The sequence below is a fragment of the Streptomyces sp. NBC_01477 genome (assembly GCF_036227245.1).
Classification (GTDB): domain Bacteria; phylum Actinomycetota; class Actinomycetes; order Streptomycetales; family Streptomycetaceae; genus Actinacidiphila.
In genome coordinates this window covers 565,419-586,778 of sequence record NZ_CP109445.1, presented here as the reverse complement: position 1 = coordinate 586,778, position 21,360 = coordinate 565,419, and the positions used below count along the sequence as shown (strand labels likewise).

The window sequence follows — 21,360 nt, the reverse complement described above, 5'->3', positions numbered from 1 at the left end:
CCCTTCAGAGGGGAGTGGAGGCGGGGAAAACGAGGGGTGGAGCAGCCGGTCAGGCCGGGGAGCGCCCGCCGCGGGTGCGCTGCAGCAGGACGGCGACCAGGATGATCAGCCCCTTGGCGATCTCCTGGATGTCCGTGGTCAGGTTGTTGAGCACGAAGATGTTGGTGATCGTGGTGAAGACCAGGACGCCGAGGATCGACCCGAACAGCGATCCGCGCCCGCCGGCCAGCAGGGTGCCGCCGATGATCACCGCGGCGATGGAGTCCAGCTCGTAGAGATTGCCCAGGTTGCTGGCACCGCTGGTGGTCCGGGCGGTGAGCATCACCGCGGCGACACCGCAGCACACCCCGGACAGCACGTAGAGCAGCATGGTGTGCCGCCGTACCGCGATACCGGCCAGCCGGGCGGCCTCCGGATTGCCGCCGACCGCGAAGGTGCGCCGGCCGAAGGTCGTACGGTTCAGCAGCAGCCAGCCCAGCACCACGATCCCGGCCATCAGGTACACCAGCAGCGGGACGCCGAGGAACTTGTCGGTCGCGATCCGGTTGAACGACTCCACCGTCACCACCTGCGACTGCCGGTCGGACAGCCGCTCGGCGACCCCGCGGGCCGACGCCATCATGGCCAGCGTGGTGATGAAGGCGACGATCTTCCCGTAGGCGATGAGGATGCCGTTGAGCAGTCCGACGACCGCGCCGACGACGACCGCGGTGAAGAGCATCCCGCCCAGGCCGTACGACTGGGTGGACACCGTGGTGCACCACACCGACGCCACCGCCACGATCGCGCCGACCGACAGGTCGATGCCGCCGCCGATGATGACGAACGTCTGGCCCACCGTGATGACGCCGATGACCGCCGCGCTGGTGAGGATATTGACAATATTGTTGCTGGTCAGGAAGTTGCCGGAGGTGGCGGTGCCCACCACGCCCAGCAGGACCAGGACCACCAGCAGCCCGAGGCTGTGCACCTGGTGCAGCGGGAACAGTCGGCGCAGCCGGTCCGCGGCGGCCGGCCGGCCCCCCGGATCGGGCCCCTCCTTCAACGGGGCCGGCTTGGTGGCGACATCGGCGCCGGACCCGGCCTGCGCGGGCAGCCCGGGGGCGCCCTGCGCGGGTCTCGGCGTGGTCTGGTCGCTCATGGGCGGCTCTCTTCCATCACGAGGTCGAGTACGTGGGATTCCTTCAGCGAGGCGGCGGCGGCCTCATGGACGATCCGGCCCTCGCGCAGCACCAGGGCGCGGTCGGCGAGGCCGAGGACTTCGGGGACCTCGCTGGACACGAACAGCACCGCGACACCGGAGTCGGCCAGCTCCCGTACCAGCGCGTACAGCTCGGAGCGCGCGCCGACGTCCACCCCCCGGGTGGGCTCGTCGAGCAGCAGCACCCGGCAGCCGCGCAGCAGCCAGCGGGCGAGTACCGCCTTCTGCTGGTTGCCGCCGGACAGCGTGCGGACCGCGCGCTGCGGGTCGGCCGGGCGCAGGTCGAGCGCGGCCACCCGCTCGGTCGCCGCGGCGGCCTCCCGGCGGCGGTCCAGCCAGCCGAAGCGCGCGAACCGGCCGAGCGAGGAGATGCTGACGTTGCGCACGACGCTGTCCTGGAGGAAGAGGGCCTGGCTCTTGCGCTCCTCGGGCGCGAGACCGACACCGGCCCGCACCGCGGCGGTCACCCGGCCCGGCGGCAGCGCCCGCCCGTCGACCAGGACGGCGCCGGACGCCGGGCGCGTCGCACCGTAGACGGCGTGCAGGATCTCCGAGCGCCCGGAGCCGACCAGGCCCACCAGGCCGACGATCTCCCCGGCGCGGACGGTGAAGCTCACGTCCTCGAAGCTGCCGGGCAGCGTCAGGTTCTCCACCCGCAGCACCTCGTCGCGTGCCCGCTCGGCGCGCTGTCCGCGCTGCGGGAAGTCGTACGCGGTCTCGCGGCCGGTCATCAGCGCGACGAGCTGGGCGGTGGGGGTGTGGGCCGGCAGGCCGCCGGCGACGGTACGGCCGTCCTTGAGCACCGTCACCCGGTTGCCGATGGCCCGGATCTCGGCCATCCGGTGCGAGATGTAGAGGACCGCGACCCCGGCCGCGGTCAGCTCGCCGATGACCCGGAAGAGATTGCCGACCTCGTCCTGGGTGAGGACCGCGGAGGGCTCGTCCATCACGATCAGCCGGGTGTCGTGCGACAGCGCCCTGGCCATGCTGACGATCTGCTGCTGGGCGGGGGACAGGCTGCCGACCTCGGTGCCCGGTGCGATCTCCGGGTGCCCGAGCGAGCGCAGCAGCTCACGGGCGGCGGCCGCGGTCTCGCCGCGCCGGGTCAGGCCGAAGCGGGCGCGCTCGTGCCCGAGGAAGATGTTGTCGGCCACCGACAGGCCGTCCACCAGGTCCAGCTCCTGGTAGATGGTGGAGATCCCGTGCCGCATCGCCGCCGTCGGGCTGGGCAGCACCACCGGTTCGCCGTCCCAGGCGAGATCGCCGCCGTCCGGCTGGTGGGCGCCGGCCAGCACCTTGATCAGGGTCGATTTGCCGGCGCCGTTCTGGCCCAGCAGACAGTGCACCTCTCCTGCTTCGACCTCCAGATCGACGCCGTCCAGTGCCTTGGCACCGGGAAACACCTTGCTAATTCCCCGCATTCGAAGCAGAGGAGAACTCACATTGCCACCTAGGGAGGGGGGAACTGTGGGTGCCGATAGAGACACAAAGCGTTCGTTCGTCAGTTCAGCGAACAAACTAATCAGGACAGGGAGGGAGGGCAAGAGCGAGGACGGAACCAGTTGGGAAACCTGACGGCAGCTCACCGGCGCTCTGCGCGCCCGAATCCGACCCGAATCGACGGGGCGTCAGCCCGCGGGACGGACCGCACGCGCGAAAAGGCGGCCCGGACCCTCCGGACCGCCCACCCCCGCTCGGCACCGCGACAGTTCAGGACACGGCCTCCGCCGCGACCGGGCCGCCGCCCAGCGCATTGCGCCGGGACGGCATCGTGAGCGTCGTCATCCGGCGCCGGCCGGCCACGCGCTCGTACGCGTACACCGCGTGGATGCCCGCCCGCAGGGCCGCGGACTTCGGCGCAGGCCAGTGCAGCAGGCGGCCCATGTGCGCCATCACCGCGAGGCTGACCTCGCGGTACACGCGGATCTCCGCCCTCGCGCACTCGTGCAGCGTGCGCCGGATCAGCTGCCCGTGCCCGGCCCGCGCGAGCAGCAGCAGCTCCTCGTGGCAGTACGCCAGATGGTTGTCCTCGTCGCGGGCGATCTGCCGGATCGCCCGGCCGATCTCGGGGTGGTCGCCGAACAGCCTCAGCAGCATCGCCATCTGCTCGGAGGCCCGCTGCTCGGTCACCCGGCTGTGCGAGAGATACGTGACGATGTCGTGCTCGCTGAGCGGCTGCTCGGCCCGCAGCCGGGAGTGGGCCAGCCCGATACCGGCCCGCTCCAGCAGCATCGTGTAGTCCGTGTCGGCGGGGACGGGCACCGGTTCGAGGGCACGGCCGTGCAGCAGGCCGTTGAAGATCCGCCCGTGCTTGTCCTCGTCCGCGCCGTGCCGGGCGATCTTGGGCGCCAGCGCGGCCAGGCCGGGGGGCACCAGGGCCGCGATTCTGCCGTTCTCCCAGCCGCCTTGCGTCTCACCGCTCGCGGCGATGGAGCAGAAGAGCCGGAAGGACTCGTCATTGTCGAGGATCTCCGTGAACAGGCCGCGCGCCGACAGCACCACGCCTCTCCTCTCGCCGCCCACCGGGTGTCACGACGAGTCAAGGGCGGTGCGGTGGACCCCGCAACCGGGCGGCCCCGCGGCTCCGCCGTACGGAGTAGGCCCCCGCCGCGCCCGGGCCGCCGGTCCCGGCGGAGGCCGGGGGCCGGTCGGAGGTCCCGGCCGAGCGCGAAGCGGGCCGCCGCGCCGCCGCGAGCCGGATCAGTCCAGGCCGCGGGCCTGCCGGAAGCGGTTCCTGCCGTCGGACAGCTCCACGACGGGCGCCGGATAGCCGTTGCGGTCCTTTTCCGGAAGCTTCCAGGGCTCGTGCACCGCGGACCCGTCCACCGAGGCCAGCTCGGGGACCCAGCGCCGGACGTAGTCGCCGGCCGGGTCGTGGCGGCGCGCCTGGAGCAGCGGGTTGAGCACCCGGTTCGGACGCGTGTCGGTGCCGGTGCCGGCCACCCACTGCCAGTTCAGCTGGTTGTTGGCGATGTCGCCGTCCACCAGCAGGTCGAGGAAGTGCCGGGCGCCCACCCGCCAGTCGACGTACAGCGTCTTGGTCAGGAAGCTCGCCACCAGCAGCCGCCCCCGGTTGTGCATCCAGCCCTCGGACCGCAACTGGCGCATGGCCGCGTCGACCACCGGGTAGCCGGTACGGCCCTCCCGCCACGCCTCGGCGTCGGCCTCCGCCTCCGTGCCGGTGCGCCAGCGGTCGTGCCGGCCGCGGTAGTCCGCCGCCGACACCTCGGGCCTCGCGGCCAGCAACTGGCGGTTGAAGTCCCGCCAGCACAGCTGCCGTACGAAGGCGTCCGCGCCGGGACCGCCCACCGCCCGCGCGCGGTGCACCGTCTCGACGGCGGACAGCGTCCCGAAGTGCAGATGCGCCGACAGCCGGGAGGTCGCGTCGCCCGCCAGGTCGTCCTGCGAGGTGTCGTACGCCGCCAGGCCCTCGCGCAGCCATGTCGAGAGCCGGCGCCGCGCCGCGCCCTCACCGCCCGCGCCGGAGGTGCCGGGCGGCAGGCCGGCCGACCGCACCGAGTCCGGCACCCGCACGGTCCGCGGCGCCGGCAGGGCCTCCCGCAGCTTCTCCGCCGACCAGCGCCGGAAGTACGGGGTGAACACCGCGAAGTGGTCGGAGCCCTGCGGGGCGAGCGCGCCCGGCGGCACCGCCGTCACGACCGTGTCGTGGACGTGCAGCCGCCGCCCCGCGCTGCCGAGCGCGGTACGCAGCCGGTCCTCGCGGCGCTGCCCGAAACCGCTGTCGGCCGCCGCCACATGCACCTCGGCCGCGTCGCACTCCGCCGCCACCGCGCACACCTCCGCGGCCGGATCGCCGGTCCGCACCACCAGCCGGCCACCCCGCTCGCGCAGCCCGGCGTCGAGATCGGCCAGGCAGTCGGCGAGGAAGGCCCGCCGGTGGGGCGCCGCGAAGCCGGCCCGCGCCACCGCCGGGTCCTGCACGAACAGCGGCACCACCTCGTCGGCCGCGGCGAGCGCGGCCCGCAGCGGCGGATGGTCGTGCAGCCGCAGGTCGCCGGTGAACAGCACGACGGCCCGCTTCACGCGCCGCCCCCGGGGATCCCCCGCGCCGCCACCGGCCGCACACGCCGTACGTCGCCGTGGTGCCGCCCTTCGCCGTACGCCGTCATGCCGCACCCTCCTTCGCCGTCCGTGCCGCGGCGCGGGCGATGTTGCGGGCCATGCCGCCGAAGACCGCCGCGTGGAAGGGCGAGATCGCCCACCAGTAGGCGTGGCCCAGCAGCCCGCGCGGGTGGAAGAGGGCCCGCTGCCGGTAGCGGGTGCGCCCGGCCTCGTCGCGGTCCGCGCACATCTCCAGCCAGGCCAGGCCCGGCAGCCGCATCTCGGCGCGCAGCCGCAGCAGGTGGCCGCGTTCGATCTCCTCGACCCGCCAGAAGTCCAGCGAGTCGCCGACCCGCAGCCGCGCCGCGTCACGGCGGCCCCTGCGCAGCCCCACCCCGCCGACCAGCCGGTCGAGCAGCCCCCGTACCGCCCAGGCGAGCGGGAAGGAGTACCAGCCGTGCTCGCCGCCGATGCCCTCGATCACCCGCCACAGGTCGGCGGTGCTCGCGTCGACCGCCGCCTCCCGCCGGTCGGTGTAGAGGCTGCCGCCCGCCCAGTCGGGGTCGGTGGGCAGCGGGTCGCTGGGGGCGCCGGGCACCGCGGCCGACGACCAGCGGGTGGTGACCTGGGCGTCCTGCACCCGGCGCAGCGCCAGCGTCAGCGCGGCGTCCACCCCGAGCGGGCCGCCCGGCGGATCGGGGATGTAGTCGGCGATGTCGTGCTCGTCGCAGACGACCTCGTGCCGCAGCGACTCCGCCAGCGGTTTGGCCACCCCCGCGGGCACCGGTGTGACCAGCCCGATCCAGTGGCTGGACAGCCGCGGGGTCAGCACCGGCACGGGCACGATCAGCCGCCGGGGCAGGCCGGCCACCACCGCGTAACGGCGCATCAGCTCCCGGTAGGTGACGATGTCGGGGCCGCCGATGTCGAAGGTCCGGCTGACGTCGGACGGCATGCGGGCGCTGCCGACCAGCCAGCGCAGCACGTCCCGTACCGCGACCGGCTGGATCCTGGTGCTCACCCAGCTCGGTGTGACCATCACCGGCAGCCGCTCGGTGAGGTAGCGCAGCATCTCGAACGACGCGGAGCCGGAACCGATGATGACCGCGGCCCGCAGCACCGTGGCCGGCACCCCCGACGCCAGCAGGATGCGGCCCACCTCGGCCCGCGAGCGCAGATGCGGCGACAGGTCCCGCGCGGCCACCCCGTGCGGGGTGAGGCCGCCGAGGTAGACGATCCGGCCCACCCCGGCCGCCCGCGCCTGCTCGGCGAAGAGCCGGGCCGCGCCGCGGTCGGTCCGCTCGAAGTCCTTGCCAGAGCCGAGCGCGTGCACCAGGTAGTAGGCGACGTCGATGCCGCGCAGCGCGTCCCGTACCGACGCCTCGTCCGTCACGTCGCCCGCCACCACCTCGGCCTCGCCGACCCAGGGGTGGTCGCGCAGCTTGACCGGGGTGCGGGCCATGCAGCGCACCTCGTGCCCGGCGTCCAGCAGCTCCTGCACAAGACGCCCGCCGATATAGCCGGTCGCGCCGGTGACCAGGCAGCGCAGCCGCGCCCCGTCGGGACGGTCCTGCGACGCTGCTTGCTGCGCGCGGCTGATCACGTCGGCACCTCTGCGCTTGCTCGGCCGGGCTGGCCGGCCTGCGGGCCGCACCGGTCACTGACGGGCTGTCACCGCCCAGCAGACCATGGCCGCCCCGCCCGTGGTGGCCGCCCCGGTGCACAGTCACCCGAAGCGCCCAACGTCCGCCGCCCGGCCGGGGTCCCCGGCGGCCCCGCAAGCGCGGGCGGGCGGGTGCCGGTGGCCGCCCGCCCCCCGCCGGTCAGACCTCCAGGCTGTTCTCCACGGACTTGAGCTGGTGGCGGGCCATCGCCAGGTTGGCGCGGCTGCGGTCGAGCGCCAGGTAGAGGAAGAGCCCGGACTTTCCGTGGCCGCGCAGTAACCGGATCAGGTGGTACTGCGTGCCCAGGGTGATGAGGATGTCCTCGATCTCGTCCTTGAGCCCGAGCATCTCCATCGTGCGGGCCTTGGCGCGTACGACGTCGGTGTTGCCCGCGGCGGCCACGGACAGGTCGAGGTCCTTGCCGCCGCCGAGGGTGCCCAGCGCCATTCCGCTGGTGTAGTCGACGAGCGCCACGCCGATGACGCCCTCGATGGAGGTCATCGCGTCCTTGAGCGCGGTTTCGGTGTTGGCCATGATCTTCGTGCTTCCCTTCGACGGTGTGCGAGGTACGTGCTGTGCGGTCCGGGTTCTCCGGGAGTCCCCGGGGTCCTGCGGGCGGGTCCTGGCCCGGCCGGCGCGCGGTCCGGGCGGCCGGCCGGTCATGACGTGCCGCCGCCCTCCGGCCCGCCCGGGGCGTGGTGGAGCAGGTCCGCCACCTCGGCGCAGCTGCGGCGGGCCTCCAGGTGCAGCCGGCCGACGTTGGTGCGCGGCTCCGCGAGCACCGCGAGTACCGCGTCACGGCCGGCCGCGTAGAGCGCGATGCACCCGGTGTCGCTGCGGATCAGCAGCTCGCGGAAGGACCGCTGCCCCGCGGTCTCGGTGAGCCGCAGCCCCACCCCGAGGGCGGCGGCGGTCAGCGCCGCGAAGCCCTCGGCCGGCAGTCCCGGGGCGTCCTCGGCCAGCACCAGGCCGTCGGCGGTTGCCGCGAGCGCCCCGGTCACCTCCGGCAGCCGCGCCCGCAGACCCGCCAACTCGGTACGTATCGCGGCTTCGTGCACCATCGACCTCTTCCTCCGCTCGGCCCGCGGGGCGCGCCGGTGCAGCGCCCGCATCACAACCGCTCCAGCGCGACCCGCAGCCTGCGCAGCAGCGCCACGTCCGGGTCGTCGCCGATGTTCTGGAACCAGGCGGGCGCCCTGGCACTGGTCCGCGTACCGCCGTCCGGGGTCTCGACCAGCCCGAGTGCGGCCAGCCGGCGTACGTCGACCAGCACGTGGAAGGCCGGCCGGCCCAGCAGCGCGGCGATCGCCGGCGGGGTGCGGGCGCCGTCCGCGAGGCGGAGGACGGCGGCCCGCCGGCGCGGCAGGTACGGCAGCCGCGCGGCCGGGCGCAGGGCGGCCCGGGCCGGGGTCACCGGCGCGGCGTCCAGGGGCGGGTGCGGCCACAGCGATTCGAGCAGCAGCCGGCGCCGCAGGATCTCGCGTTCCACCGCGGCCACCGGTACACCGCCCAGCGACCCGAACCAGTGCCGGACGCCGTGCCGGAAGCGGGTCGGGCCGGCGGCGGGCGACAGGACGAAGTAGGCCGCGTCGTACAGCGCGCCGAGCCGGCTGATCTCCAACTCGCCCGCCGCCAGCCTGCGGTGCTCGATCAGCCAGCGGCCCGTCGCGCACTCGGCGCCCGCCGCCTCCACCGCCTCCTGCCAGGCCTCGGGCGACAGCCGGCCGCCCGCTGTCAGCAGCACCTCGATACCGGGCGCCGCCGGGCTCTCGGCGTGCGCCACCGCACCGTCCTCCAGGTAGAGCGCGCCGGTGTCCCGTAGCAGCACTCCGGTGGCGCGCTCTTCCGCGAGCCGCGACAGCATGGGGGAGTGGCCGGCCGGCGCGCTCATAACAGGACCAGCCCGTCCGCGAGTTCGCGCAGGCCGCGCAGCGCGAGTGCGAGGTTCGCCTGCTCCCGGTCCAGCCACAGGTAGAGGAACACCCCGCCCTCGTACGGGGCTTCGACGAACCGCAGCAGGTGGTAGCCGGTACCGGTGACCACCACCGCCTCCTCGGCCGCGGGGCCGCTGCCCTCGTGGCACGCCGTGAAGACCGGGTGCTCGGCGGTGGCCCTGGCGTAGGCGGCGGTCTCGGCGGCCACCGTCTCGTGGTCGAAGCCGCCGGGCGCCTCGCCGATCACCCCGAGCGCCAGCCCGCTGACCCATTCCGCCAGGGCCGCGCCGCGCGCCCCGGGCAGCGCCATCGCCCGCAGCAGGCACTCGTCGATGCCGGACACACGGCTCCCTTCGTTCCCCGCGGCGCGCAACCGCCATTCGGGTGGTGACGAGGAAGTTACTTTCCGTGCGGCCTGTTTCGGAGAGTTCCGGCATTTTCCTGCGGTACATGCGGGCCGCTGGCCTAAGATGCCCGCCACGCGGCGCCCCGCCCCGGTCAGTGGGCCGACACGGTCCTGACGCCCAGGTCGAACAGTCCGTCGAGGACCAGGTCGACGCCGACCGCCGCCAGCAGCAGCCCGAGGAGGCGGGCGACCAGTTCCACGACCGCGTTGTGGGTCTTCTGCAGCAGCCCGCCGAGCAGCAGCACGCAGGCCAGGTCCACCGCGATGACCGTGAGGAACGCCGCGACGACCGTGCCCCGCCACCCCCAGTCGTCGCGTTCCGCGGCCTCGATCAGCACCGCCGTCAGGGCCAGCGGACTGACCACGTACGGCACCAGCAACTCCCGCAGCCCGCTGATGACATCGGGCCCGTCCTCGCCCGCGTCCTCCGCCCCGAGATGCAGGCCGAGCACCAGGCCGACCGCGTAGAGGAAGAAGATGATCCCGCCGGCCATCTCCAGTGCGGGGGTCGAGATGTGGAACAGCTTCAGCAGCCATGGCGAGGTGAAGCCGGCCGCCGTTCCGATGACCACCGCGCCGGCCGACGACACCAGCGCCATGGTGCGCACGTCCTTGCTCGGATGGTTCTGCGCCAGGCCGGCGAAGGCGAGCAGCACCTTGGGCGGGCCGATCACGGAGAAGAACGTGATGAGCGCGGCGGAGTACGTCAGGGTGATCATAACGGGCATGATGCGCAGTTCGGGGCCGCGGTCCGGGTATTGACGCCGCTGCGGCCTGTGCTTTTCGGCATCCGGCAGTATCGTTGCCCAGGGCAAGCAAGGATCCGGAGAAAGAGTCCCCATGACCGCCCAAGCAGACGCAGTGCAGGCCGGCACCGCCGCACCACCGACGGGTTACACACACCGGCAGATCATGATCATCCTGTCCGGCCTGCTGCTGGGGATGTTCCTCGCCGCGTTGGACCAGACGGTGGTCTCCACCGCCATCTACAAGATCGGCGAGAGCCTCAACGGCCTGACCGCACAGGCCTGGGTGACCACGGCGTTCCTGATCACCTCGACCATCGCCACCCCGCTGTACGGCAAACTGTCCGACCAGTACGGCCGCAAGCCGTTCTTCCTTTTCGCGATCTCGGTCTTCATCGTCGGGTCCGCGCTGTGCATGCTTTCGACCTCGATGTACATGCTGGCCGGCTTCCGCGCCTTCCAGGGCATAGGCGCCGGCGGCCTGTTCTCGCTGGCCTTCGCGATCATCGGCGACATCATCCCGCCCCGCGAACGCGCGAAGTACCAGGGCTACTTCATGGCCGTCTTCGGCACCTCCAGTGTGCTCGGGCCGGTGATCGGCGGGGCGCTGGCCGGCCAGGACTCGCTGCTCGGCATCGACGGCTGGCGGTGGATCTTCCTGGTCAACGTGCCGATCGGGATCGTCGCGCTGATCGTGGTGGCCAAGGTGCTGCACATCAAGCAGGAGCGGCGGCCCCACCGGGTCGACTCCCTCGGCGCGGTCGCGCTGATCGTCGCCCTGGTGCCGCTGCTGATCGTCGCCGAGCAGGGCCGCGAATGGGGCTGGGGCAGCGGCACCGCGCTGACCTGCTACATCGTCGGCGCGGTCGGCATCGTCTGCTTCCTGGCCGCCGAACGCCGGGCCGGTGACGAGGCGCTGCTGCCGCTGCGGCTGTTCCGCAACGGCGTCTTCGCGCTGGGCTCGGCCCAGTCCGCGATCATCGGCATCGGGATGTTCGGCGGCATCACCCTGATCCCGCTCTACCTCCAGCTGGTCAAGGGCAATTCGCCCACCAGGGCCGGCCTGCTGACCCTCCCGCTGGTGCTCGGCATCATGGCGCTGTCCATGGTCTCGGGCCAGATCACCTCGCGCACCGGCCGCTACAAGATCTTCCCGATCATCGGCTGTGTGCTGCTGGTCGCCGGCATGCTGATGTTCTGGCAGATGGACGCCGACAGCAGCCTGCCCTACGTCGACATCGCGATGTTCGTGGTCGGCGCCGGACTCGGGCTGAACTTCCAGACCATCGTGCTGGCCATGCAGAACGCCGTACCGCCCCGGGACATCGGCGTGGCCACCTCCTCGACCACCTTCTTCCGGCAGATGGGCGGCACCCTCGGCGTCGCCGTCTTCCTGTCCATCGTCTACTCGGTGGTCGGCGGCCGGATCAGCTCGGCCTACGCCGACGCCCGCGGCAGCGCCGCCTTCGACAAGGCCGCCGCCGCGCACCCCGACCAGCTCAAGATGCTGACCTCGGCGTCCTCCGGGGGGACCGGAAGCCTCAACGACACGTCGTTCCTCAAGCACGTCGACCCGGCGCTCGGCCACCCCTTCAAGGTCGGCTTCACCGGAGCCATCAACGTGGCCTTCCTGGTCGGCGCGGGCGTCCTGGTGATCGCGCTGGTGCTGTCCACCCTGCTCAAGGAGGTGCCGCTGCGGACCACGGCGGCGGCCTTCGCCGACCAGGACGAGGCGCGGCCCGGTGCGGACAGGGCGGTGGGCGCCGCCGGCGACGGGTCGCCCGACGGCTCGGCGGCGTAGCAGCCCGGCACGGCAGAGCCGTGGTCTTCGAAGAACGGGCCGCCGCCCCGCGGGCCGGCAGCCGGGTCCTCGTGGTCGGCGTGGACGACTCCGACTGCTCATGGCGGGCCGCCGCCTACGCCGTCGGTCTCGCCCGCCGGCAGAACGCCCTGTTGGTACTGGTCCACGTGCTGCCGGTGCACGCGAGCGCGATGCTCGCCGGGGCGGCCTGGATGCTCAACGCCGACGACCTGGCGGTCGCCGAGCAACTGCGGCACCGGGTGGCGACCGGGCTGGCCGGCACGCTCGACCTGCCGCCCCCGCGCTGGGAATTCCACATCCTGCGCGCCGCCGACGTGGCGACCGGGCTCAGCGGGACCGCCGACGAGCTGCGGGCGGACACGGTGGTCATCGGCGCGTCCAGGGGCCTGCGGCACCGGCTGTTCGGCTCGCCCGGGGTGCGGCTGGTCAAGACCGGGCGGTGGCCGGTGATCGTGGTGCCGTGACCGGGACGGCTGTCGCTTCCGGTGACAGGTGGGGCCAAGGTTGCTTCAATGCGGGTGGCGCCGTCACGGCGGCGCCACCCCGCTGTCGCCGACCGCTTGGAGCGTCCGCCGTGCAGATATCCCGTCGCGCCCTGCTGTCGATGGCCCCGGCCGGGACCCTGCTGGCCCTGGCCGGCCGGGTACGCGCCACTGCCGCGGACGCGGGCGCCGCGGCCGTAGCGTCCGCCGCCACCGACCAGGCCGCGCTGCTCGGCAACGTCACCGCCGTCTTCTGCGGCACGGCCGAGTCCAACGCCCGCCCCGAGGTCGCCGCAAAGCTCGCCGCGCTCCAGTCCACCGCCGCCGCCAGGATCGCCGCCATGGACACCGCCGGCCCAGGCGAGCTCTTCCACGGCGTCGGCCTCGGCACCAGCGACCCGCACCTGAGCACGTCCTTCCAGTACCTCTACGAGATCGCGCTCGCCACCCGCGCCCCCGGCTCCGCCCTCCTCGGCGACACCGCCGTGCAGCAACGCGTCATCGACGGCCTGACCCGGCTCTACGACGGCTACTACGGCGACCAGTCGGCCGGCTACTACGGCAACTGGTTCACCTGGGAGATCGGCATCTCCGGCTACGTCAGCCGCACCCTGGTCCTGCTCGCCGACCGCCTCGCAAAGGCCGCGCCCGCCCTCACCGCCACCTACGTCGCCGCGATGGACGCGTATCTGCGCAACGGCAAGGACGGCGACGTCGACCTCGACTCGCGCTTCCACACCGGCGCGAACCTCGCCGACATCACCACCAACCGCGTCCTCCAGGGCGCCGCGCTCGGCGACCCCGCCCGCGTCACCAAGGCCGTCGCCGACCAGCTCACCGTCTACGCGACCGTCGACCCCTACGCGCTCCGGCACGGCGTCACCGACGGCTTCTACGCCGACGGCTCCTTCCTCCAGCACGCCTCGGTCGCCTACACCGGCTCGTACGGCACCGGACTGCTCACCCGGGTGGTGCAGACCGTGAAGATCCTCGACGGCACGAGCTACGCGCCCGGCGACGGCGACCTGGCCGGCGTCGTCACCGGCTGGGTCGCCGACAGCTTCGCCCCGCTGATCGTCGAGGGCTGGATGGCGGAGATCGTCAAGGGCCGCTCCGTCTCCAGGACCGGCACCGGATACGCCGACGTGGCCGCCGTCGTCGAGGCGGTCGTCGACCTGTCCGGCTACGCCCCGGGGGACAGCGCCACCGCACTGGCCGGCTACGCCAAACACCTGCGGCAGGTGACGAAGGCCGCGCCCGACCCGGCCGGCTTCGTCTCCCCGGTCAGCGTCGCCCGCTACGCCGACATCCTCGCCGACCCGGCGATCCGGGCCCGCGACATCAACCCCGCGGCCCTGCACAGCGCCTACCCCGCCATGGACCGCAGCGTCCACCGCCGCCCCGGCTACACCTTCGCCCTGGCCCGCAGCTCCACCCGGATCAGCGGCTACGAGTACATGAGCGGCGAGAACCTGACGCCGTGGTTCCAGGGCGCGGGCGCCCACTACCTCTACCTCGCGGGCCAGGACCAGACCCGGGCCTTCGGCGTCGACTACTTCACCGCCGTGCCGCCCGACCGGCTGGCCGGCGTCACGGCACCCGTCGAGACCCGGCTGACCGTCCCCGAGCTGTACGGCACACAGTGGTACGACAACCCGGCCGCCGGCTTCACCTCGTCCTCCGAGTCGCAGAACACCTACGTCTACTTCCCCCGCGGCACCAACACCCACTCCGGCGGCGCCGTCCTCGGCGCGTACGGGGCCGCCGCGATGGTGCTGGCCCCCGACGCGGCCTACGCCGCCAAGCAGGCAGGACAGCTCCCCGAGGACTTCGTCGCCTACCGCAGCGCCGACGCCACCAGGTCGTGGTTCATGCTCGACGACGAGATCGTGGTGCTCGCCGCCGGGGTCGGCGACTCCGCGGGGCGGGCCGTCACCACCACGGCCGACGCCAGGATCGCCGGCCCCGCCGCCCCGGTCGCCCTCACCGGCGAAGTACGCGGCGGCGCCCCCTGGTCCGGCACCGGCACCGCCCCGCTGGCCTGGCTGCGGTACGCCGACGCCGACCAGGGCACCGCCGTCGGCTACGTCCTGCTCGACCCGTACCAGCCGCAGCCGACCGTCGCGCTCGACACCGTCACCCGCAGCCGCCGCGCGGTCCGCCTCACCAACCCCGACACGCCCGTCACCAAGCAGGTCTTCACCCTGACCTTCCACCAGGAACCCGGCGCCCCGCACACCGCGCTCGCCTACGCCCTCGTCCCCGGCGCGACGGAACGCCAACTGCGGGCGTACGCCCACGGCCCGCTCTCCGTCCTCGCCAACACCACCGCGGTCCAGGCGGTCACCCACCGCGGCCTCGGCCTGCTCGCCGTCAACACCTTCACCCCCGGCCCCCACCGCGTCGGCCGCCTCACCATCGACGGCCCCGCCTCCGTCCTGCTCCGTGAAGCCCCCGACGGCACGGTGGCGCTGGCGCTGGCCGACCCGACGACCACCCGCCCGACCCTCTCCCTCCACCTCGACGGCCGCCCCCTCCACCCCACGGCCCCGACCCCGGGCCTCCACATCCGCCCCACCCGCTCCGGCACGACCATCCAGGCCACCACCACCCACCTCTACGGCCACACCCTCCACACCACCCTCCACTGACCCCGAGGGCCGCGGGCAACGCCCGGCTCAGCCTGGTGCAGCGGCAGCCGAACGCCGTCGGCAGGTGGCACCCCCTGAGGGCCGCGGGGAACTGCGCGCCGAGCCCCCACGCGGCAGCAGTCGAACGCCGACCGCAGGTGGCACCCCCCGAGGGCCGCGGGGAACTGCGCGCCGAGCCCCCACGCGGCGTCAGGCGACGCGCCGTCGGCAGGTGGCATCCCCCGAGGGGCGCGGGGAACCGCGCGCCCAGCCACGGTGCAGCGGCGCCGTGAACGCGGCAGGAAGTGCCACCCCCTCAGGGCCGCGAGCCCCACCCCGGCACCAGCCGCAAGCCCACCGCAGGTGCAACCCAGCACCGAGAGGGACCCGCGGAACCACCCCGCGCCAACAAGCGTCACCCCCACCGGAGGTGATTGGCATGAGCGGCCCCGACTTCCTCGCCGCATACGCGGCAGCATTCCTCCTCGCCGGTCTCGGCAGCGCACTTCTGCGGGCGACGTACCGGAAGAGGCACGACACCGCGCCCGGCGCGGGCGACGAGCCGGTCGACGTCTACACACTCGCCGTCGTCGGCGGCGGTTCCGCGCGGGTCGTGGACACCGCCGTACAAGCATTGGTCGAGGACGGCCTGCTGCGGGCCGGCCGGGACCACCAGATCACGCCCTGCGGGGTGGCCACGGCCGACGACCCGGTCCGGCAGGCCGTGCTGACCTGCTTCGACCGCACCAAGACCGCCGATCTGCCGACGCTGCGGGCCGACGCGGGCGACAGCGAACCGGTGCGGCGGATCGCCCGGAACGCCATCGACCGCGGCCTGTTGCTGGCCCCCGGCCGGCAAGCCGGGTCGATGGTGGCGCTGCTGCCGCTCGCCGCCGTCTTCTGCGTGGGTGTGGCGCGGCTCGTCCACGGCATCGACCACGGACGCCCGGTCGGCCTGCTGATACTTGAGCTGGTGATCAGCGCCGTCGTCATAGGGGTGACCGCCGCCGCCACCCCGCGCCGCACCCCCGCCGGGGACCGGCTGCTGGCCCGCGCCCGCCAGGGCGGCGCCCCGTCCGGCGCTGACTCGCTGGCCCCCGCGGCGGTACTGGGCGTCGCGCTGCTCGGGGCCGCGGGCATCACGGACACCGACCTGCGCCTCGCGCTCTACGGCGGCATGTCCAGCTCGTCGGACAGCTCCGGCGGAGGCGCCGGCTGCGGCGGGGGTGGCGGCTGCGGAGGAGGCGGCTGCGGAGGAGGGTGCGGCGGATGACGGCCACCGCCCCCGACCTCGAGTACGGCATCGGCTGGCGCCCGGCGATCGACCTGACCGTCGAGCGGCTGCCCGGCGTGGACTTCGTCGAGGCCATCGCGGAGAACCTCGACCCGCGGCGGCTGTTCACCTCACTGCGGCTGCTGCGGGACCGCGGCACACCCGTGGTGCCGCACGGCGTCTCGCTGTCGCTGGGCGGCGCCGAGCGCCCTGACCCCGCGCGGCTGGCCCATCTCGCCGCCTGCGCAACGGCGTTGGGCTCCCCGCTGGTCAGCGAGCACATCGCCTTCACCCGGGCGGGCGACTGGAACGCCGGGCACCTGCTGCCGGTGCCCAGGACCAGGGACACGGTCACCGTCGTCAGCGAGAACGTCAGGATCGCCCAGGACCACCTGCCCGTCCCGCTGGCCCTGGAGAACATCGCCCCCCTCCTGGCCTGGCCCGGTGAGGAACTGACCGAGGGGCAGTTCCTCGCCGAGATCGCCGACCGCACGGGCGCCCTGCTGCTGGTCGACGTCGCCAACCTGCACACCGCGCACATCAACCTCGGCATCGACCCGCGCCAGGTCCTCGACGAAATCCCGCTGGAACGGCTCGGATACGTCCACGTGGCGGGCGGCGTCGAACGCGACGGCGTCTGGCACGACACCCATACCCACCCGGTGGCCGAGCCGGTTCTCGACCTGCTCACCGAGCTGGCGGGCAGGGCCCGGCTGCCGGGCGTGCTGCTCGAACGCGACGGGGCGTATCCGACCGACGCCGGGCTCGCCGACGAACTTGCCGCGATACGCGGCGCCGTCGCCAAGGGACGGGCGGCGCATGACCGCCGCTGAGCGGGCCGCGCTCGGCGCGGCGCAGGAGCGGCTGCTCGCCGCGCTCGTCGGAGGCGCCGAGCCGCCGCCGGGCTTCGACCCCGAACGCCTCCGCGTCCAGGCCGAGGCGCTGGCGGCCAAGCGCGCCCACACCACGCACTCCGCGCGCCCCTCCCTCCTGCGCCGCCTCACCGGCCGGCGCCGCTGAGGGGCGCCGCACACCGCGGCCCGCCGCCAGGTCAGGGCCGTGCGCGGGGGACCCGCACGCCTGGCGCCGACGGAGCGCGCCCGCGACGTCCGCACCTGTCAGGAGAACGTACGGCTCAGGTGCCGGGCCAGCGCCTCCGGCGCCGGGGGGTGGAGACGGGCGGAGACGTGGCCGTCGGGGCGGATCACGACGGCCTCCGGCGACCGCGCCGCGTACCGGTGGCGGAAACCGTTGTCACGGTCGTGGACGCGCGGCACGCCGAGCCCGTCGCCGGGCGCGTCGGGCGCGAGGACGGCGAAGACGTTCAGGCGCCCGTGCGCGGCCGTCCGCGCCGCCGTCGCGCAGGCCCGCAGCTCCTCGGCCGCCGCACCCGCGTCGGCGTACAGCAGCAGCGTGTGGTGCGGGCTGCGCAGCAGGTCGAACAGCCGTACCGGGTACGCGGCGATGTCCCCGGTGAGCCCCCGGCAGTCCGGCGCGCGGTCGCCCGGCAGCGGCTCGGGGCAGCCGGGATCGGCGTCGACCAGCGGGCTGTCGCGGTAGCCGACCAGGAGCTGTGCCTCGCGCAGGACCTCCGCCTCGGTGCCCTCCGCGGCGTGCCGTCCCGTCCGCCAGACGGCGTCCGCGCCGACCGGGTGCCGCTCGGCGTGGTAGCTGTCGAGCAGGCCGTCCGCGGCGACGCCCTGGGTGGCGAGCGCCAGCTTCCAGGCGAGGTTGTAGGCGTCCTGCACACCGGTGTTCATGCCCTGAGCGCCGGTCGGCGGGTGGATGTGCGCGGCGTCGCCCGCCAGGAAGACCCGGCCGGCGGCGTAGCGGTCCACCAGCCGGTGGCCGATCCGGACGACGGACGACCAGCGCAGCGCCCGCGCGGTGGTCGGCCGCGGCGACAGCCGGTCCAGCACGGCCTGGATGTGCCGCAGCTCCGGTGCGCGCCCGGACTCCGGCCCGTGCGCCGCCTCGTCCCCCTGCCCCTGCGCCGCCGACAGGTCCGGCGGGACCGGCATGGACATCCGGTAGCGGCCCGGCCCGGGCAGCGGGACGCAGACCAGCAGGTCGCCGGTGGCGCCTGCGGCGTCCTGGTGGACCGAGCGGACCGCGTAGCCGTGCGGCAGGTCCCAGTCGACCGCGACATCGCCCAGCAGGTACTCCTCGGGGAAGGCGTCGCCCTCGAAGGCCGGCCCGAGCACCTGCCGGGTGCGGCTGTGCGCGCCGTCGCAGCCGACCACGTACCGCGCCCGTACCGTCTCGGTGCCGTCTGCGGTGCCGAGTCCGGCGCGTACCGAGCCGGCCGTACCGGCGTCCTGCTCGACGTCGAGCAGCTCCGTGCCCCGCTCGACCCGGCCGCCGTACGCCTCCAGGCGCGCGGTCAGCAGCTGCTCGGTCGCGTACTGCGGCAGCGCGGCGAAGCCGTACGGCACGTCGGAGGGCAGCTTCAGGTCGACACGCGGTCCGGGCCGGCCGTTGACGAAGGTCAGCCGGCCGTAGAGCGGGACGGCCGCGTCGAGGGCGTCGCGCACCAGACCCATCGCGTCCCACACCTCCAGGGTGCGCGGCTGGACACCGACCGCCCTGGCGTACGGCTGCGGCTCCCGGAGCCGGTCCACGATGCGGCAGTCGACGCCGCGGCGGTGCAGTTCGACCGCCGCGGTCAACCCCACGGGACCCGCCCCCACCACCAGTACCTCGGTGTCGCCCATCGTCGCTCCCCGGCGTCGGGAGGGTGCTGCCGCGCACCGCTCGTCCACCCCGCCCGTCAAGCCTGCGCCAGACCGTGCCCGGCCGCATCTTCGTCAGTTCGGACGGAACCGACACGGCACTGCCCGCATCCGATATAAATGGGCCTTCGCGCGGACGGCACGGCCGTTTGTGCGTGCTTGTCCATGGGGTGGGGACCGAGTTTGGGGGGTTTTGCCGTGAGCTGGAGCGACCAGGGCGGGAGCGGTGGTTACGGCGGTGGGAGCGGAGGCCACCCGCCGCCGCCGCCGGGGGGCGGCTGCCCGCCGCCGCCCTCGGGGCCACCGCCGATGCCCACCACGCCGCCGGTTCCGCCGGTTCCGGCCGACCCGCTGCGGGCGGTCGCCGTGGGTGTGCTCAACCTGAGCGGCCTCGGGCTCGGCTATCTGCTGATCCGCCGCTGGATCGCGCTGGCCGTGGCCCTGATCGTGACGGGCGTCTTCGTGGCGACGGCCCTGCCCGCCGACCCCGACGGCGTGTCCGGCGGGGTGCTGGCCGGCTATGTGGTCTTCCTGCTGCTGACCGTCGTGCACGGCGCCCTGCGCGGCCTGCGCACCCGGCTGTCCTTCCCGTCGCAGACCCCGCTGGCGCTGCTGCTCGGCCTGGTGATGCTCGTGGTGCCCGCGGGCGCGGTCGTCTACTACAACGGCGCCAAGGACGACGCCACCCAGCAGATGCTGCTCGACCGGCTGGACAAGGCCGACCAGCTGGTGCAGGCGGCGAAGGCAAAGCCCTTCGAGACCGCCAAGTCCGACTACAACTCGGCGCTCGGCTCCTACCAGGACCTGGACAGCGAGCACCGGGGCTCGAAGGCCGCGAAGAAGGTGCCGGACCGGCTGCAGACCTTCTACACGGTCATCGGTACGCCCTACGACCAGAAGAAGTTCTGCGACGCGATAGACCCGCTGGAATACCTGCGGACGGTGCCGCAGCACGTCGACAGCAGGACACTCGGCTCGCTGACCGGCTGGCCCGACGACCGGCTCGCGACGTCGCTCTACGAATGCGGCATGACCGAGCTGACCACCCCCGCTCCCGACGCCGCGACCGACGGCGGGAAGCTCGGGCAACTGCTCACCGAATTCCCCAAGTCCCCGCAGGCCGCCAAGGTCGAGCCGGCGGTGAGGGCGAACATCGACGCCACCGCGAAGGGCCTGGGCGGCGCGGACCCGTGCGGCACCACCGACCGGCTGCGCGCGCTCGGCTCGGACGCCGCGGCCCTGCCCGGTGACAAGGCGGGCATCACCGACGCCCTCACCGCCGACTCCCACCGGGTCGACGGCTACGTGGAGACCGGTACGTACAACTGCGGTCTCTCGCAGTACCGGAGCGGCAGTTTCGACGACGCGCTCACCACGATGAACGACTTCACCGGCAAATACCCGCATGACAAGAACCGCCCGCTCGCGCTGAAGATAGCGATAGCCGCGGAAATCGCCACGAAGGTGCCCGCGGCGGGAAAGAAGGTACCGACCCTCGGCTCCGGCGGCTCGATCAGCGTGACCTTCACCAACGACAGCCCGGACGCGGTCGAGATCCTCTACACCGGAGCGGTCACCGGCAGCTTCACCCTCAAGGGGTGCAGCGGCTGCTCGCGCTATTCGAGCGACGCGCTGGCGCAGAGCCAGGCGTGCAAGAACACCGGCAGGCACTACGCGAAGCGGACACTGCACGTGCCGGCCGGCACCTCGTACATCATGCAGAAGCCCATCGACGACGCCGATTCCGCGACGCCGATAGCAGACAGCCACAAGTTCAGCAGCGGCTACATCTATACGGAATGCGCCTACGTATTGGAGTCGTACAACTTCTGACCCCGCGGGATTCCGGGCACCGCTCCCCGCGCCGCCCGCCGAAGCGCAGCCGTTGGCGTGAAAACGTCCCTCGTGCGGCCGCCGCGGCGGGCGGCGCGGGCGTGCGGGGCGGATTCTGGCCGGGAGGCGCCCGCCGGGGCGCCACGACCGGTGAGGTGGCCATGGCGGGAGCGGTGCGGGGACCCAGGACGCGGTCGCGGGGAGTGCTCGGCGCGGTGTGCCTGCTGGTGGCGCTCACCGGCTGCTCCAGCTCCGGCAACGGCGGGTCGGGCTCGACCGCGAGCGCGTCGGCCCCCGCCTCCTCGTCCGCGGCGGGCGGCGGCGCCGACCGTATCGGCATCAAGAACTTCGCCTTCGGCCCGGCGACGCTCACCGTCAAGCCGGGCGCGGTCGTCACCGTCACCAACAACGACTCCACGACCCACACGGTGACCGCGACCGCCGCCAAGGCGTTCGACACCGGTGACATCGCGCCGGGCGCCACGAAGACCTTCACCGCGCCCGCGAAGGCCGGCTCCTACCCGTACATGTGCGCGATCCACCCGTTCATGGCCGGCACCCTGACCGTCGGCTGA

Annotated in this window: 17 protein-coding genes and 1 pseudogene; 7 read left to right on the top strand and 11 right to left on the bottom strand. The window is 73.6% G+C overall.

Annotated elements, in window-relative coordinates; all coding sequences use genetic code 11:
• Positions 1–49: 49 nt before the first annotated feature.
• From OHA86_RS02370 to OHA86_RS02325, 10 genes are all read right to left on the bottom strand, one after another.
• Entirely contained in the window at positions 50–1,141 is a 1,092-nt protein-coding gene (locus OHA86_RS02370) for an ABC transporter permease (RefSeq protein WP_329172007.1), read from the bottom strand.
• Complete coding sequence (locus tag OHA86_RS02365) at positions 1,138–2,622, bottom strand: sugar ABC transporter ATP-binding protein (protein WP_329172005.1); 1,485 nt, start codon at positions 2,620–2,622, stop codon at positions 1,138–1,140. The genes OHA86_RS02370 and OHA86_RS02365 overlap by 4 nt, the downstream gene beginning before the upstream one ends.
• A gap of 289 nt (positions 2,623–2,911) precedes the next feature.
• Positions 2,912–3,700, bottom strand: coding sequence for a ferritin-like domain-containing protein (locus tag OHA86_RS02360; protein ID WP_329182180.1), 789 nt, complete (start codon positions 3,698–3,700; stop codon positions 2,912–2,914).
• Between the two features lie 201 nt (positions 3,701–3,901).
• Positions 3,902–5,245, bottom strand: coding sequence for a cryptochrome/photolyase family protein (locus OHA86_RS02355; RefSeq protein ID WP_329172003.1), 1,344 nt, complete (start codon positions 5,243–5,245; stop codon positions 3,902–3,904).
• A gap of 82 nt (positions 5,246–5,327) precedes the next feature.
• Positions 5,328–6,866 (bottom strand): SDR family oxidoreductase, encoded by a 1,539-nt coding sequence (locus OHA86_RS02350; protein ID WP_329172001.1) that lies wholly within the window; start codon positions 6,864–6,866, stop codon positions 5,328–5,330.
• 220 nt (positions 6,867–7,086) lie between these two features.
• Positions 7,087–7,461 (bottom strand): hypothetical protein, encoded by a 375-nt coding sequence (locus tag OHA86_RS02345; RefSeq protein WP_329171999.1) that lies wholly within the window; start codon positions 7,459–7,461, stop codon positions 7,087–7,089.
• 125 nt (positions 7,462–7,586) lie between these two features.
• Positions 7,587–7,988, bottom strand: a complete 402-nt coding sequence (locus OHA86_RS02340) for a roadblock/LC7 domain-containing protein (RefSeq protein ID WP_329171997.1) — start codon at positions 7,986–7,988, stop codon at positions 7,587–7,589.
• 50 nt (positions 7,989–8,038) lie between these two features.
• The gene (locus tag OHA86_RS02335; protein WP_329171995.1) at positions 8,039–8,818 is read right to left on the bottom strand and encodes a transcriptional regulator; all 780 of its coding nucleotides are present in this window, start codon (positions 8,816–8,818) and stop codon (positions 8,039–8,041) included.
• A complete protein-coding gene (locus tag OHA86_RS02330) occupies positions 8,815–9,204 on the bottom strand; it encodes a hypothetical protein (protein WP_329171993.1) in 390 nt (129 codons plus the stop codon). The genes OHA86_RS02335 and OHA86_RS02330 overlap by 4 nt, the downstream gene beginning before the upstream one ends.
• A gap of 155 nt (positions 9,205–9,359) precedes the next feature.
• Entirely contained in the window at positions 9,360–9,986 is a 627-nt protein-coding gene (locus tag OHA86_RS02325) for a MarC family protein (protein WP_329171991.1), read from the bottom strand.
• Positions 9,987–10,107: 121 nt separating this feature from the next.
• Between OHA86_RS02325 and OHA86_RS02320 the strand changes: the two genes are divergently transcribed.
• From OHA86_RS02320 to OHA86_RS02300, 5 genes and pseudogenes are all read left to right on the top strand, one after another.
• On the top strand, positions 10,108–11,814 hold the full coding sequence (locus OHA86_RS02320) for an MDR family MFS transporter (protein WP_329171989.1): 1,707 nt from the start codon (positions 10,108–10,110) through the stop codon (positions 11,812–11,814).
• Between the two features lie 20 nt (positions 11,815–11,834).
• Positions 11,835–12,299, top strand: coding sequence for a universal stress protein (locus OHA86_RS02315; RefSeq protein ID WP_329171987.1), 465 nt, complete (start codon positions 11,835–11,837; stop codon positions 12,297–12,299).
• A gap of 110 nt (positions 12,300–12,409) precedes the next feature.
• Positions 12,410–14,968, top strand: a complete 2,559-nt coding sequence (locus tag OHA86_RS02310; protein ID WP_329171986.1) for a polysaccharide lyase family 8 super-sandwich domain-containing protein — start codon at positions 12,410–12,412, stop codon at positions 14,966–14,968.
• A 418-nt stretch (positions 14,969–15,386) separates the two neighbouring features.
• A complete protein-coding gene (locus tag OHA86_RS02305; protein ID WP_329171984.1) occupies positions 15,387–16,220 on the top strand; it encodes a TIGR04222 domain-containing membrane protein in 834 nt (277 codons plus the stop codon).
• Positions 16,217–17,210: pseudogene (locus OHA86_RS02300) on the top strand (DUF692 domain-containing protein); the annotation flags it as partial. The gene OHA86_RS02305 and the pseudogene OHA86_RS02300, both read left to right, overlap by 4 nt.
• Before the next feature lie 128 nt (positions 17,211–17,338).
• Here the strand turns inward: OHA86_RS02300 and OHA86_RS02295 are convergent.
• Positions 17,339–18,934: an FAD-dependent monooxygenase gene (locus tag OHA86_RS02295; protein WP_329171983.1), complete on the bottom strand. Its 1,596-nt coding sequence runs from the start codon at positions 18,932–18,934 to the stop codon at positions 17,339–17,341.
• Between the two features lie 327 nt (positions 18,935–19,261).
• Between OHA86_RS02295 and OHA86_RS02290 the strand changes: the two genes are divergently transcribed.
• Both OHA86_RS02290 and OHA86_RS02285 read left to right on the top strand, forming a co-directional pair.
• Positions 19,262–20,785 (top strand): hypothetical protein, encoded by a 1,524-nt coding sequence (locus OHA86_RS02290; RefSeq protein ID WP_329171982.1) that lies wholly within the window; start codon positions 19,262–19,264, stop codon positions 20,783–20,785.
• Between the two features lie 161 nt (positions 20,786–20,946).
• Positions 20,947–21,360, top strand: coding sequence for a cupredoxin domain-containing protein (locus tag OHA86_RS02285; protein ID WP_329171980.1), 414 nt, complete (start codon positions 20,947–20,949; stop codon positions 21,358–21,360).